The 14,642-nt window shown below is 66.7% G+C and carries 15 protein-coding genes; all 15 read left to right on the forward strand.

Features of this window, described 5'->3' with window-relative positions; all coding sequences use genetic code 11:
* Window positions 1-105 precede the first annotated feature (105 nt).
* The 15 genes from fabF to nagZ all read left to right on the forward strand — a co-directional run bounded on the left by fabF (window position 106) and on the right by nagZ (window position 14,519).
* A complete protein-coding gene (fabF, locus tag U5A56_RS02875; protein WP_044844772.1) occupies window positions 106-1,338 on the forward strand; it encodes a beta-ketoacyl-ACP synthase II in 1,233 nt (410 codons plus the stop codon).
* 12 nt (window positions 1,339-1,350) lie between these two features.
* Window positions 1,351-1,815, forward strand: a complete 465-nt coding sequence (locus tag U5A56_RS02880; RefSeq protein WP_321920877.1) for a hypothetical protein — start codon at window positions 1,351-1,353, stop codon at window positions 1,813-1,815.
* A gap of 91 nt (window positions 1,816-1,906) precedes the next feature.
* Window positions 1,907-2,506: an RNA polymerase sigma factor RpoE gene (gene rpoE, locus U5A56_RS02885; RefSeq protein ID WP_006752490.1), complete on the forward strand. Its 600-nt coding sequence runs from the start codon at window positions 1,907-1,909 to the stop codon at window positions 2,504-2,506.
* A gap of 87 nt (window positions 2,507-2,593) precedes the next feature.
* The gene (locus U5A56_RS02890; protein WP_321920912.1) at window positions 2,594-3,211 is read left to right on the forward strand and encodes a sigma-E factor negative regulatory protein; all 618 of its coding nucleotides are present in this window, start codon (window positions 2,594-2,596) and stop codon (window positions 3,209-3,211) included.
* A 5-nt stretch (window positions 3,212-3,216) separates the two neighbouring features.
* Window positions 3,217-4,269 carry a MucB/RseB C-terminal domain-containing protein gene (locus U5A56_RS02895; RefSeq protein ID WP_044844769.1) on the forward strand — a complete coding sequence of 351 codons (1,053 nt, stop codon included), beginning with the start codon at window positions 3,217-3,219 and terminating at the stop codon, window positions 4,267-4,269.
* A 16-nt stretch (window positions 4,270-4,285) separates the two neighbouring features.
* Window positions 4,286-5,788, forward strand: coding sequence for a DegQ family serine endoprotease (locus U5A56_RS02900; protein ID WP_321920878.1), 1,503 nt, complete (start codon window positions 4,286-4,288; stop codon window positions 5,786-5,788).
* A 7-nt stretch (window positions 5,789-5,795) separates the two neighbouring features.
* Window positions 5,796-6,032: a glutaredoxin family protein gene (locus U5A56_RS02905; protein ID WP_321920879.1), complete on the forward strand. Its 237-nt coding sequence runs from the start codon at window positions 5,796-5,798 to the stop codon at window positions 6,030-6,032.
* A gap of 223 nt (window positions 6,033-6,255) precedes the next feature.
* Window positions 6,256-8,049 carry a translation elongation factor 4 gene (gene lepA, locus U5A56_RS02910; RefSeq protein WP_321798419.1) on the forward strand — a complete coding sequence of 598 codons (1,794 nt, stop codon included), beginning with the start codon at window positions 6,256-6,258 and terminating at the stop codon, window positions 8,047-8,049.
* A gap of 16 nt (window positions 8,050-8,065) precedes the next feature.
* On the forward strand, window positions 8,066-8,959 hold the full coding sequence (lepB, locus tag U5A56_RS02915) for a signal peptidase I (RefSeq protein WP_124487453.1): 894 nt from the start codon (window positions 8,066-8,068) through the stop codon (window positions 8,957-8,959).
* 153 nt (window positions 8,960-9,112) lie between these two features.
* Window positions 9,113-10,408 (forward strand): ribonuclease III, encoded by a 1,296-nt coding sequence (gene rnc / locus U5A56_RS02920; RefSeq protein ID WP_321920913.1) that lies wholly within the window; start codon window positions 9,113-9,115, stop codon window positions 10,406-10,408.
* Window positions 10,409-10,468: 60 nt separating this feature from the next.
* A complete protein-coding gene (gene era, locus U5A56_RS02925) occupies window positions 10,469-11,368 on the forward strand; it encodes a GTPase Era (protein WP_006476493.1) in 900 nt (299 codons plus the stop codon).
* A complete protein-coding gene (recO, locus tag U5A56_RS02930) occupies window positions 11,355-12,194 on the forward strand; it encodes a DNA repair protein RecO (protein WP_014897645.1) in 840 nt (279 codons plus the stop codon). Before era ends, recO begins: the two co-directional genes overlap by 14 nt.
* Complete coding sequence (gene pdxJ / locus U5A56_RS02935) at window positions 12,191-12,967, forward strand: pyridoxine 5'-phosphate synthase (RefSeq protein WP_321920880.1); 777 nt, start codon at window positions 12,191-12,193, stop codon at window positions 12,965-12,967. Before recO ends, pdxJ begins: the two co-directional genes overlap by 4 nt.
* 69 nt (window positions 12,968-13,036) lie before the next feature.
* A complete protein-coding gene (gene acpS, locus U5A56_RS02940) occupies window positions 13,037-13,474 on the forward strand; it encodes a holo-ACP synthase (RefSeq protein WP_044844762.1) in 438 nt (145 codons plus the stop codon).
* Window positions 13,475-13,490: 16 nt separating this feature from the next.
* Window positions 13,491-14,519, forward strand: a complete 1,029-nt coding sequence (nagZ, locus tag U5A56_RS02945) for a beta-N-acetylhexosaminidase (RefSeq protein ID WP_124521372.1) — start codon at window positions 13,491-13,493, stop codon at window positions 14,517-14,519.
* Window positions 14,520-14,642: the final 123 nt, after the last annotated feature.

The raw sequence follows: 14,642 nt of genomic DNA on the forward strand, positions 1-14,642 counted from the left end.
CCGGCTTCGTGCCGGACGGACTAACAGCCACAGGGCTCGCAGGGCTGGTTCCTGTGGCCACTGTGGCTTTTGTTTTTGTCATCCAATAATGGAAAAGAGGTTACCGTGAGCCGCCGTCGTGTTGTTGTTACAGGCCTGGGGCTGATTTCGCCTGTTGGCAATAATGTTGCCGACGGCTGGGCCAATCTCGTCGCCGGCAAGTCCGGTATCGCCACCGTCACGAAGTTCGATGCGTCGAACCTCGCCTGCCATTTCGCGGGCGAAGTGAAGGGTTTCAGCGCCGAGGAGTACATCCCGGCGAAGGAAGCCCGCAACATGGATACGTTCATCCATTACGGCATCGCAGCCGGCGTCCAGGCGATCCGGGACAGCGGCCTCGAAGTGAACGAAGCCAATGCGGAACGCATCGGCGTGCTGGTCGGCTCCGGTATCGGCGGCCTGCCGATGATCGAAGACACGCACCAGACCTACGTCGATCGCGGCCCGCGCCGGATTTCGCCGTTCTTCGTGCCGGGTTCGATCATCAACATGATCTCGGGTCACCTGAGCATCATGTTCGGCCTGAAGGGCCCGAACCTCGCGGCCGTGACGGCCTGCACGACCGGTCTGCACAGCATCGGCCTCGCGGCGCGCCTGATCCAGGCCGGCGACGCCGACGTGATGGTCGCGGGCGGCGCCGAATCGACGGTGTCGCCGCTGGGCATCGGCGGTTTCGCGGCCGCGCGCGCGCTGTCGACCCGCAACGACGATCCGGCCACCGCGTCCCGTCCGTGGGACAAGGACCGCGACGGCTTCGTGCTGGGCGAGGGTGCAGGCGTGATGGTGCTCGAGGAATACGAGGCGGCGAAGGCACGCGGCGCGAAGATCTATGCGGAAGTCTCGGGCTTCGGCATGACGGGCGATGCGTACCACATGACCGCGCCGAACATGGACGGTCCGCGCCGCTGCATGGTCGCGGCACTGCGCGACGCCGGCGTGAACGCGGACGAGGTCCAGTACCTGAACGCGCACGGCACGTCGACGCAGCTCGGCGACAAGAACGAGTCCGATGCGGTGAAGGCGGCATTCGGCGAGCACGCGTACAAGCTCGTGGTGAACTCGACGAAGTCGATGACGGGTCACCTGCTGGGTGGCGCGGGCGGCCTCGAGTCGGTGTTCACGGTGCTGGCGCTGCACAACAACGTGTCGCCGCCGACCATCAACATCTTCAACCAGGACCCCGAGTGCGATCTCGACTACTGCGCGAACACCGCGCGTGACATGAAGATCGACGTGGCCGTGAAGAACAACTTCGGCTTCGGCGGTACCAACGGCACGCTGGTGTTCAAGCGCGTCTGACGCTGAAATCGCTTGACGAGTCCATTCGATGCTCCGGCCGGGCGTCCGCAATGCTTTGCATTGCGGGCCTCGGCCGTGTCGTATGTGGTGCTGGCCGCGTTCGTCGCGGCGGCGGCCGCCTCCGCGTACCTGTTCTGGGCGCCGCGGGCCGGTGCCGCTGCCGGCGCGTGCGTGTCGGCGGCGACGGCCGCGCTGCTTGCCGTGTGTGCCGCACGGGCCTGTGCCCGCCGGCTGCCGGCCGAGGTGCGGATCGATGCATTCGGGGAGATTGCGGCGTTTGGCCGCACCGGGCGCTTGCTGGCCCGGGGCCGCGTGACGGGCCATGCGCACTGGAGCAGCCTGCTGCTCGTGCTGTCGGTCGGGCAGGGCGCCCGGCGCGCGCGGCCGTTGCTGATTCCGGCCGATGCGCTCGACGCCGCGTCGTTCAGCGCGCTGTCCGTGCTGGCGCGTACCGCCGGCACGGCGGGGCGGGCATGACGGCGGCGCGGTTACCAGCCGTAACCAGCGGCCGGCGCCGGAACGCTACAATAACGCTCCGCGTTGCATCCCTAGTTAACGGATTTGTCAGGTGAGTGAAAAAGAAATCGATCAGGCTCTGGTCGAGCGCGTACAGAAAGGCGACAAGGCAGCGTTCGAACTCCTGGTCTCCAAATACCACCGCAAGATCATTCGGCTGATCTCGCGCCTCGTGCGGGATCCCGCCGAGGTCGAGGATGTGGCCCAGGACGCGTTCATCAAGGCGTATCGTGCGCTGCCGCAATTTCGCGGCGAGTCGGCGTTCTACACGTGGTTGTACCGGATTGCCGTCAATACGGCGAAGAACTACCTTGCGACGCAGGGCCGGCGGGCACCGACCTCCACCGAGGCCGATGCCGAGGAAGCGGAAACTTTCTCCGACGCAGACCAACTAAGGGATATCAACACGCCTGAGTCGATGTTGATGAGCAAGCAGATTGCCGAGACGGTCAACGCTGCAATGGCCGTCCTGCCCGAAGAGCTGCGCCAGGCGATTACGCTGCGCGAGATCGAGGGCTTGAGCTACGAAGAGATCGCGGAAATGATGGATTGTCCGATCGGGACGGTCCGGTCGCGGATCTTCCGGGCGCGCGAGGCAATCGCTGCGAAATTGCGTCCGCTGCTCGATACGCCCGAAGGCAAGCGCTGGTAAGCGCGACGGGTGCAACGACGCGGGTCGGGGTCTATTACGGATAGAGTCGTGAAATCACGACGGGGTGTGTGCAAGATGGGGAGCATCATGGGGTCGGTCAATACGCAGTCGCAAGCGTGCTCGCGCGGCGAGCGCCTTTCCGCTCTGGTCGACGGTGAACTGTTCGACGGCCCGGATCACGGGCAGTTTCTGGCTGAGCTCGACCGCGCGGATCGCGCTGCGTGGGCCCATTACCACCTGATCGGCGATGCGCTGCGCTCGGACGAGCTCGCGCTGTCGCCCGCGCTGAGCGTCGCGTTCACCGCGCGCATGTCCGCCGCGCTCGAAAGCGAGCCGCACCTGCTCGCGCCGGCCGCCGCGCCGGTCGCGCGCAAGCTGCTGTCGCTGCGCCGGCGTGTCGTGCCCGCGTTCGCGGTGGCCGCCGCGGCAGCCACGCTGACGTGGATCGTCGTCCCGCAGATGCAGACGGCCGGTGTGCCGGGCGCCGCCCAGGTCGCATCGGCAGGCGCGCCGCAAGGCGGCAACCTGCAGCGCGTGACGGTTGCACAGGCATCCGCGCAGCCGGGCCTGCAGGACGTCAACATCATCCGCGACGCAAGTCTCGACCAATACCTTGAAGCGCACCAGCAATTCGCGCAGCAGCCCGTCGTCACGGGCTCGATGCCGCTGATCCGCGCTGCCGTGACCACCACGCCAGGCCAATAAACCCGATGCGGACATTGCAGTTGAATCACGCCATCTCCGGATGGAAGCGGCTGCCGGCTCTCCTGCTTTGCGCAGCCGCCCTGTTGTCCGTTCAATCCCTGCCTGCCAGTGCCCAGCAACCGGACGATCCCGTCGCGACCCGCAAGGGTGCGGCGGACTGGCTCGACCGCATCCAGCAGGCGGCGCAGCAGCAGAGCTACGAGGGTACGTTCGTCTACCAGCGCGGCGGGTATGTCCAGTCGTCGCGCATCGCGCACGTGGCGTCCCGCGACGGCGAATTCGAGCGGATCGAGTCGCTCGACGGCAAGCCGCGCAAGGTGTTGCGGCATAACGACGAGCTGTACACGTTCGTGCCCGAGCGCAAGCTGTGCGTGGTCGAGCGCCGCCAGACGCGCGATTCGTTCCCCGCGCTGCTCGGTGCCGGCGGCGAGCACGTAATGTCCGTCTACGACGCGAAGCTGCTCGGCAAGGACCGTGTGGCCGGGATCGACGCGCAGGTGGTCGAGCTCGTGCCGAAGGACGCGTACCGCTTCACCTACAAGCTGTGGGCCGACGCCCGCACCGGGCTGCTGCTGCGTTCGCAGACGCTCGATGCGAGCGATCACGTGCTCGAGCAGGTCGCGTTTTCGCAGCTGCAGACGGGCGGCGCGACCGGTGACAAATCCGCGATCGCGGCCGGCATGCGCAACCTGAGCGGCTGGACGGTGGTCCGCCCGCCGGTCGCGGCGGTCGACATGGAGGCGCAGGGCTGGCAGATCGCGCCGACCATCGCCGGCTTCCGGAAGATTCGCGAGGTGCGCCGGCCGATGGCCGCGCGCGACGCCGGCGATCCGCCGATTCCGGTCGACCAGGCCGTCTTCACCGACGGCCTCGCGACGATCTCCGTCTTCATCGAGCCGGCCGAAAAGAATACGCGCAAGGAAGGCGCGGGCAGCACCGGCGCGACCCACGTGCTCGTGAAGCGTCGCGGCGACTACTGGATCACCGTGCTCGGCGAAGTGCCGCCGGCCACGTTGCAGCAGTTCGCGTCTGCCATAGAATACAAGGCTTCCAAGTAACGCTACGGCTTCCGACATGACGAAACTCACGCTGCGCAAAGTGTTCGCGGCGGCGGTGCTGTGTGCCTGCCTGCCGCTCGCCCCGCATACCGCGGCCGCGGTCACGCCTCCCGCTGCCAGCCTTCCCGATTTCGCCGATCTGGTCGAAAAGGTCGGGCCGGCTGTCGTGAACATCCGGACCACCGCGAACGTGCCGACGCCCGGCCCGCGCGGCGTGCTCCCGCCAGGCTTCGATAATGGCGACATGTCGGAATTCTTCCGGCGCTTCTTCGGCATTCCGCTGCCGCAGGCGCCCGGCAACGGTGGTGGCGGCAATGGCAATCCGAAGAACGCGCCGGCGCCGGACAATCCGCCCGACACCGAGCAGAACCGCGGTGTCGGTTCGGGCTTCATCGTGTCGGCTGACGGCTACGTGATGACCAACGCGCACGTCGTCGACGACGCGGACACCATCTACGTGACGCTGACCGACAAGCGCGAATTCAAGGCGAAGCTGATCGGCGTCGACGACCGCACGGACGTCGCGGTCGTCAAGATCCAGGCGTCGAACCTGCCGGTCGTCGCGATCGGCGATTCGAACAAGGTGCGCGTCGGCGAGTGGGTCGTCGCGATCGGTTCGCCGTTCGGCCTCGACAACACCGTGACGGCCGGCATCGTGAGTTCGAAGAGCCGCAATACGGGCGATTACCTGCCGTTCATCCAGACCGACGTCGCGGTGAATCCCGGCAACTCGGGCGGCCCGCTGATCAACATGCAGGGCGAGGTGATCGGCATCAACTCGCAGATCTACAGCCGCACCGGCGGTTTCATGGGCATTTCGTTCGCGATCCCGATCGACGAGGCGATGCGCGTGGCCGACCAGCTGAAGGCGACCGGCAAGGTCACGCGCGGCCGCATCGCGGTGGCGATCGGCGAGGTGACGAAGGACGTGGCCGACTCGATCGGGCTGCCGAAGGCGGAAGGCGCGCTCGTCAGCAGCGTCGAACCGGGCGGTCCGGCCGACAAGGCCGGTATCCAGCCGGGCGACATCATCCTGAAGTTCAACGGCCGTCCGGTCGATACGGCGTCGGATCTGCCGCGCATGGTCGGCGACACGAAGCCGGGCACCAAGGCGACCGTCAGCGTGTGGCGCAAGGGTCAGGCGCGCGATCTGCCGATCACGATCGCCGAGACGCCGGCCGAGACGACGGCGAAGGCCGAGCAGCGCAAGAGCGCGCCGCAGAAGCCGCGCCAGGCGAATTCGCTCGGCTTGACGGTCAGCGACCTTTCCGCGGATCAGCTGAAGTCGCTGAAGCTGAAGAACGGCGTGCAGATCGACGGCGTCGACGGCCCGGCGGCCCGAGCGGGGCTGCAGCGCGGCGACATCGTGCTGCGCGTCGGCGACACCGACATCACGAGCGCGAAGCAGTTCGCCGACGTGACCGCGCAGCTCGATCCGCAGAAGGCGGTCGCGGTGCTGGTGCGGCGCGGCGACAACACGCAGTTCGTGCCGGTGCGCCCGCGCGCGGTTCAGAAGTAACGCGCCGATGTTTACGCTCTACGGCCGCGGCTGGTGCCATCTGTGCGACGACCTGCGCGATGCGCTGGCGCCGGTGGCGGCCGAATTCGGCATCGCGGTCGACTACGTCGACATCGATGCGGATCCGGCACTCGTTGCGCGTTACGACGAGGACGTGCCGGTGCTGTTGCTGGATGGCACGGAAGTGTGCCGCCACCGGTTCGACGAGACGAGGGTGCGCGGCGCGCTCGCGGCCCGGCGCTGAACCCGGCTCCGCTGCCGGCCGGCCGCGCGTTGCGCGGGGTTCCGGCGGCGGACCCGCCGGCCAGGGCCTCCGGCGGGGCGTCCCTGGCGGGGCGTCCCTGACCGGGCGTCCCAAATTACCGCCCGGCAAAGGCCTTTTCGGCTAAAATAAGCCGTTTTTTCACCGACTTACAAGGCGTGCTCCGCAGTCGTCGAGCGCGCCTTTTTCGCTTGATCGGCACTGAATGGATCATATTCGCAATTTCTCGATCATCGCGCACATCGACCATGGCAAGTCGACGCTCGCGGATCGCATCATCCAGGTATGCGGCGGCCTCGCCGACCGTGAAATGGAAGCGCAGGTGCTCGACTCGATGGATATCGAGCGCGAGCGCGGCATCACGATCAAGGCGCAGACGGCTGCACTGAGCTATCGCGCCCGCGACGGCAAGGTCTACAACCTCAACCTGATCGATACGCCGGGGCACGTCGACTTCTCGTACGAAGTCAGCCGTTCGCTGTCCGCGTGCGAAGGTGCGCTGCTCGTGGTCGACGCGAGCCAGGGCGTCGAGGCGCAGACGGTCGCGAACTGCTACACGGCGATCGAGCTCGGCGTCGAGGTCGTGCCGGTGCTGAACAAGATCGACCTGCCGGCCGCGAACCCCGAGAATGCGATCGAGGAGATCGAGGACGTGATCGGCATCGACGCGACCGACGCGACGCGCTGCAGCGCGAAGACGGGTCTCGGCGTCGAGGACGTGCTCGAAGCGCTGATCGCGAAGGTGCCGCCGCCGAAGGGCGATCCGGCCGCGCCGCTGCAGGCGCTGATCATCGACTCGTGGTTCGACAACTACGTCGGCGTCGTGATGCTCGTGCGGATCGTCAACGGCACGCTGCGTCCGAAGGACAAGATCAAGATGATGGCGACCGGCGCGCAGTATCCGGTCGAGCACGTCGGCGTGTTCACGCCGAAGTCGCGCAATCTCGACTCGCTGTCGGCGGGGCAGGTGGGCTTCATCATCGCCGGCATCAAGGAACTGACGGCCGCGAAGGTCGGCGACACCGTCACGCACGCGACCAAGCCGGCCGCCGAGCCGCTGCCGGGCTTCAAGGAAGTGAAGCCGCAGGTGTTCGCGGGGCTGTACCCGGTCGAGGCGAACCAGTACGATGCGCTGCGCGAATCGCTCGAGAAGCTGAAGCTCAACGATGCATCGCTGCAGTACGAGCCGGAAGTGTCGCAGGCACTCGGCTTCGGTTTCCGCTGTGGCTTCCTCGGGCTGCTGCACATGGAAATCGTGCAGGAGCGACTCGAGCGCGAGTTCGACATGGACCTCATCACGACCGCACCGACGGTCGTCTACGAGGTCGTGCAGAGCGACGGCTCGACGATCATGGTCGAGAACCCGGCGAAGATGCCGGAGCCCGGCCGCATCGCCGAAGTGCGCGAGCCGATCGTCACCGTGAACCTGTACATGCCGCAGGACTACGTCGGTTCCGTGATCACGCTGTGCGAGCAGAAGCGCGGCTCGCAGATCAACATGCAGTATCACGGCCGCCAGGTGCAGCTCACGTACGAAATCCCGATGGCCGAGATCGTGCTCGACTTCTTCGATCGCCTGAAGTCGGTGTCGCGCGGCTACGCGTCGATGGACTACGAGTTCAAGGAATACCGTTCGTCGGACGTCGTGAAGGTCGACATGCTGATCAACGGCGACAAGGTCGACGCGCTGTCGATCATCGTGCACCGGTCGCAGTCGCAATACCGCGGTCGCGAGGTCGCCGCGAAGATGCGCGAGATCATTCCGCGCCAGATGTACGACGTGGCGATCCAGGCCGCGATCGGCGCGCACATCGTCGCACGCGAGAACATCAAGGCACTGCGCAAGAACGTGCTCGCGAAGTGCTACGGCGGCGACATCACGCGAAAGAAGAAACTGCTCGAGAAGCAGAAAGAAGGTAAGAAACGCATGAAGCAGGTGGGTTCGGTCGAGATCCCGCAGGAGGCGTTCCTCGCGATCTTGCGCGTCGAAGACAAATAACAGGACTGATCCTTTTATGAATTTTGCGCTGATTCTTTTTGTGCTCGTCGTCGTGACGGGCGTAGCGTGGGTGTTGGACAAACTGGTGTTCCTGCCGCAGCGGCGCAAGGCGGCCGACGCGGCGATCGAGGAGTTCGATCGTCAGCAGTCGCGTATCGACAAGCGTTTCGCGGACGAAAACGCGGGGCAGACGCGTTCGAAGCTGCGCGACGAAAAGCTGCGCCAGCCGTGGTGGCTCGAGTACACCGCGAGCTTCTTCCCGGTGATCCTGGCCGTGTTCGTCGTGCGTTCGTTCATCGTCGAGCCGTTCAAGATCCCGTCGGGCTCGATGGTGCCGACGCTGCTGGTCGGCGACTTCATCCTCGTCAACAAGTTCGAATACGGCCTGCGCATGCCGATCACGAACACGAAGATCACGCAGGGCAGCCCGCTGTCGCGCGGCGACGTCGTCGTGTTCCGTTATCCGAAGGACGAGTCGGTCGACTACATCAAGCGCGTGATCGGCCTGCCGGGCGACACGGTCGCTTACCAGGACAAGCAACTGACGATCAACGGCCAGCCGGTGCCCGAAACGCCGCTGCCGGATTTCTTCGACGACGAGCGCCAGAACTATGCGAAGCAGTTCGAGGAAACGATCGGCACGAAGAAGAACGCGATCCTCAACAATCCCGCCGTGCCGCCGTTCGTGATGGGCGCCTACGACTATCCGTATCGCGACAACTGCACGTACAACAGCCGCGGCGTGATCTGCAAGGTGCCGCCCGGTCACTACTTCATGATGGGCGACAACCGCGACAACAGCGCGGACAGCCGCTACTGGGGTTTCGTGCCGGACAACAACATCGTCGGCCGTGCGTTCTTCATCTGGATGAACTTCGGCGACCTGAAGCGCATCGGTTCCTTCAACTGACCGTATTCGACTCGCACGCAATGCGCGACGCACGGGCCGCGTCGCGTATTGCCGAACTACTTTAAGAACCGGCGGCAACACCGCCTCGTCACGCCTTTTCGCGTCCGGCCGTGCCGTTTCGGCCCGACCGGCGCCCGCGTTATACTCCTGCACATGCCCCTATCCCAGTTGGAAAGCCGGCTGCGCTACGAATTTCGCAATGCGGAATTGTTGCGCCAGGCTTTGACCCATCGCAGTCACAGTGCCACGCACAACGAACGGCTCGAGTTTCTCGGCGATTCCGTTCTGAATTGCGCGGTGGCCGCCCTTTTGTTCCAGCGTTTCAGCAAGCTGGACGAAGGCGACCTGTCGCGCGTGCGCGCCAACCTCGTCAAGCAGCAGTCGCTGTATGAAATCGCTCAGGCCCTGAATATTTCCGAAGGGTTGCGGCTGGGCGAGGGCGAGTTGCGCAGCGGCGGCTTCCGTCGCCCGTCGATCCTCGCGGACGCGTTCGAAGCCATCATCGGGGCGGTATTCCTCGATGGCGGCTTCGAAGCCGCCCAAGGGGTCATCAAGCGCCTCTATATCCCGATTCTCGACCACATCGATCCGCGCACGCTCGGCAAGGACGCGAAGACGCTGCTGCAGGAATACCTGCAGGGGCACAAGATCGCGCTGCCGACCTACACGGTCGTCGCGACCCATGGTGCGGCGCACAATCAGCAGTTCGAGGTCGAATGCACGGTGCCGAAGCTCGACGTGAAGGTGTCGGGCTCCGGCGCGAGCCGGCGGGCGGCCGAGCAGGCCGCCGCGAAGAAGGCGCTCGACGAGGTGCTGGCAGCCGCGCCGATGCTCGCTTCGAAGCCGAAGCGTTCGAAGAACGCACGCGGGTCGAAGCATGTCGAGCCTGAAATCGTGCCCGGCGTGAAGGGTGTGCAGGAAGCGCTCGACCTGCGTTCTCCGGAACGCAAGGAGCGTGCGGCGGCGCGCGACGCGAAGGCGGCCGCTGCCGCGTCCGCAGCGGCCGATGCCGGCGCACAGCCGGGCGACCGGCCGGCGCAGGCGCCGATGGCCGCGATTCGCGCGGCGCATGTCGATACAGCCGCGGACAAGGCCGACCGGCCCGCGAAACCGACGGCCGACAAGCCTGCCGAGAAACCTGCCGACAAGGCGACCGACAAACCGTCAGACAAGCCCGCGGATCGCAGCGAACCCGGCGCGCGCGCGGCGGACAAGCCTGTCGAACGCGCCGACAAGCCAGCCGAAGGCGCGCCCCGTGCAGCCGACAAGCCGGCGGGCCAGGCGACCGATCCGGCCGTGTCGCCCACCGACAAGCCTGCTGCCGGTTCCGACGCCGCTTCGCGTGCGACGCCGCGCGCCCGCGACGCCGCGGCGCCCGGCCCCGAGGCGCCGCAGGGCGGCGCAAGCCTCGCTGCCGCGCAGGCGCGCGTGGCCGATGCCGATCACTGAATTGCCCATCGATCGTGCCGCGCGTCGCGCGGCCGTTTCCGAACCTGTCTCCCAAACGATATGAACACTCCCGCTCCTACTGGTTTCCGTTGCGGCATGATCGCGATCGTGGGCCGCCCGAACGTCGGCAAGTCGACGTTGATGAACGCACTCGTCGGCCAGAAGATCAGCATCACGTCGCGCAAGGCGCAAACCACGCGCCATCGCATCACCGGCATCAACACGTTCGACGACGCGCAATTCGTGTTCGTCGACACGCCGGGCTTCCAGACCCGTCACAGCACCGCGCTGAACCGCTCGCTGAACCGCGCGGTCACGTCGACGCTCACGTCGGTCGACGTGATCCTGTTCGTGATCGAGGCCGGCCGCTTCGGGCCCGACGACCAGAAGGTGCTCGACCTGATCCCGCCCGGCATGCCGACGCTGCTGATCGCGAACAAGATCGACCGCGTGAACGACAAGGCCACGCTGTTCCCGTTCATGCAGAAGGTGAGCGAGCTGCGCGAATTCACCGAGCTCGTGCCGCTGTCGGCGCAGAAGCCGGAAGACATCAAGCGCCTGCTGGACACGATCAAGCCGTACCTGCCGGAAGGCGAGCCGATCTACGGCGAGGACGAGCTGACCGACCGCAGCTCGCGCTTTCTCGCGGCCGAAATCCTGCGCGAGAAGGTGTTCCGCTGGACCGGCGACGAACTGCCGTACACGAGCACCGTCCTGATCGACAAGTTCGAGGAGGAAGGGCGCCTGAAGCGCATCTTCGCGACGATCCTCGTCGAACGCGATTCGCACAAGGCGATGGTGATCGGCAAGAAGGGCGAGAAGCTCAAGCAGATCAGCACCGAGGCGCGGATGGACATGGAGAAGCTGTTCGACGGCCCCGTGTACCTCGAGACCTTCGTGAAGGTGAAGAGCGGCTGGGCCGACAACGAGGCGGGGCTGCGCGCCTATGGGTACGAATGACGCGCTGACGTCGACCGAAGATGCGGTGACCGCCGGCGCGAACGACGCGCCGTTGCCGGCACCGCCCGAACCGCCGCGTCGCAAGGCGCGGCGCGCGACCTCTCGCACGTCCGATTTCCGCGTCGCCGAGCAGCCGGCGTTCGTGCTGCACAGCTATCCGTACCGTGAAACGAGCCTGATCATCGACGTGCTGACGCGCGATCACGGCCGGCTCGCGCTCGTCGCGAAGGGCGCGAAGCGCCCGCACTCCGCGCTGCGCGGCGTGCTGCAGACGTTCCAGCCGCTGCTGCTGTCCTGGTCGGGCAAATCCGAAGTGCGCACGCTGACGGGCGCCGAATGGGTCGGCGGGATGCTGCCGCTCGGCGGCGACGGGCTGCTGTGCGGCTTCTACGCGAACGAGCTGCTCGTGAAATTCTGCGCGCGCGAGGATCCGCAGCCGCCGCTCTTCAATCATTACGTGCTGACCTTGACGCGCCTCGCGCACGGCGAGCCCGCGGTGCAGGTGCTGCGCTCGTTCGAGCGCGTGCTGCTGCGCGAGACCGGCTATGCGATGGCGCTGAACCGCACGGTCGCGCGCCGGGCGGTCGAGCCCGATCGCCGCTACGTGTTCGATCCCGAGCGCGGCGTGCGCAATGCGGACGACGACGTGCCGTCGCACTGGCCGGTGATTACCGGACAGACGTTGCTCGACATGGAGCAGGACGATTACCATCGAGCCCAGACGGTCGCGCAAAGCAAGACGCTGATGCGCTTCCTGCTGAACACCTATCTCGGCGGTACGCCGCTTGCCACGCGTCAGATCCTGATCGACCTGCAAAACCTATGAGCTTCTTCCTGACAACGCCCACCGTCATCGACCTCGGCGTGAACATCGACCACGTCGCGACGCTGCGCAACGCGCGCGGCACGGCCTATCCCGATCCGATCCGCGCGGCGCTCGCCGCCGAAGAGGCCGGTGCGGACGCGATCACGCTGCACCTGCGCGAGGACCGCCGCCACATCGTCGACGCCGACGTGCGCACGTTGCGCCCGCTGCTGAAGACGCGGATGAACCTCGAATGCGCGGTGACGGCCGAGATGCTCGACATCGCATGCGAAGTGCGTCCGCACGACGCGTGCCTCGTGCCCGAGAAGCGCGAGGAACTGACGACCGAAGGCGGTCTCGACGTCGCCGGCCGCTTCGAGGCCGTGCGTGCGGCATGCAGGCAGCTCGCCGACGCCGGCGTGCGCGTGTCGCTGTTCATCGATCCGGACGAAACACAGATCCGTGCCGCGCACGAAGCCGGCGCGCCGGTGGTCGAGCTGCATACCGGCCGCTATGCCGATGCGCACGACGAAGTCGAGCAGCAGCGCGAATACGAACGCATCGTCGCGGGCGTGCAGGCCGGCACGCAACTGGGCCTGAAGGTCAACGCCGGTCACGGACTGCATTACACGAACGTGCAGCAGATCGCCGCGATCGACGGCATCGTCGAGCTGAACATCGGCCACGCGATCGTCGCGCACGCGATCTTCGCGGGCTGGGACAACGCGGTGCGCGAGATGAAGGCGATCATGGTCGCCGCGCGCGTGGCCGCGCTGCACGGCGGCGCGCGCTGACGATGCATTCCGTGCGCGCGCGCTTCGCTCGTCACCCGGCGTCGTCCGTGCGTCACGGCGGGCGCTGACATGGCGATCTACGGCATCGGTACCGACATCGTCCAGGTGAGCCGCATCGCGGCCGTGCTCGAGCGCACGGGCGGCCGGTTTGCCGAGAAGGTGCTGGGCCCCGACGAGCTGCGCGTGTTCCATGCGCGCCGCGCGCGCTCCGAGGCGCGCGGCATCGCGTTTCTCGCGACGCGCTTTTCCGCGAAGGAAGCGTTCTCGAAGGCGATCGGGCTCGGCATGCACTGGCCGATGACGTGGCGCGCGCTGCAGACCCTCAACCAGCGCAGCGGCGAACCGTACGTCGTCGCGTCGGGTGAACTGGCCGACTGGCTCGCCGCGCGCGGCATCACGGCGCGCGTGACGGTCAGCGACGAACGCGACTACGCGGTGTCGTTCGTGGTCGCCGAGACCGACGCAGCGCCGCCTGCACCCGCACCTGTTTCCCGAACCACTCCCTGACGGACTTTCCGATTCGATGAAAACGACTCCCGGCCCGGTCATGCTCGACGTCGTCGGCACGGCCCTGTCGCGCGACGATGCGCGGCGCCTTGCGCATCCGAACACCGGCGGCGTGATCCTGTTCGCGCGGCATTTCCAGAACCGTGCGCAGCTCACCGCGCTGACCGACTCGATCCGCGCGGTGCGTGAGGACATCCTGATCGCCGTCGATCACGAAGGCGGCCGCGTACAGCGATTCCGCACCGACGGCTTCACGGTGTTGCCGGCGATGCGCCGCCTCGGCGAACTGTGGGACCGCGACGTGCTGCTCGCGACGAAGGTCGCGACCGCGGTCGGCTACATCCTGGCGGCCGAGCTGCGCGCATGCGGCATCGACATGAGCTTCACGCCGGTGCTCGATCTCGACTACGGGCACTCGAAGGTGATCGGCGATCGTGCGTTCCATCGCGACCCGCGCGTCGTCACGCTGCTCGCGAAGAGCCTCAACCACGGGCTGTCGCTCGCGGGCATGGCGAACTGCGGCAAGCATTTCCCGGGGCACGGCTTCGCGGAAGCCGATTCGCACGTCGCGCTGCCGACCGACGACCGGCCGCTCGACGCGATCCTCAAGCAGGACGTCGCGCCGTACGACTGGCTCGGCCTCGCGCTGACCGCGGTGATTCCCGCACACGTGATCTACACGCAGGTCGACAAGCGGCCGGCCGGCTTCTCGCGCGTGTGGCTGCAGGACATCCTGCGCGGGCAGCTCGGCTTCACGGGCGCGATCTTCAGCGACGACCTGTCGATGGAGGCGGCACGGGAGGGCGGCACGCTCACGCAGGCGGCCGACGCGGCGCTCGCCGCCGGTTGCGACATGGTGCTCGTCTGCAACCAGCCGGATGCGGCCGAAGTCGTGCTGAACGGCCTGAAGGCGCAGGCGTCGGCCGAGTCGGTGCGGCGCATCAAGCGGATGCGGGCGCGCGGCAAGCCGCTCAAGTGGGACAAGCTGATCGCGCAGCCTGAGTATCTGCAGGCGCAGGCGCTGTTGAGCAGCGCACTGGCGTAAGCGGGAAGGGCGGCGCGAGGCCGCCGGTCCCGTTGCCGAAAGCAAAAAGCCGCGCAAGAGCGCGGCTTTTTGCTTTGACGGCGAAGCGCGGGGCGACACGTCTTTGCGCAACTAACCGTCAGT

This window comes from Burkholderia sp. BCC1998, assembly GCF_905339875.1.
In the GTDB taxonomy this organism is placed as follows: Bacteria; Pseudomonadota; Gammaproteobacteria; order Burkholderiales; family Burkholderiaceae; genus Burkholderia.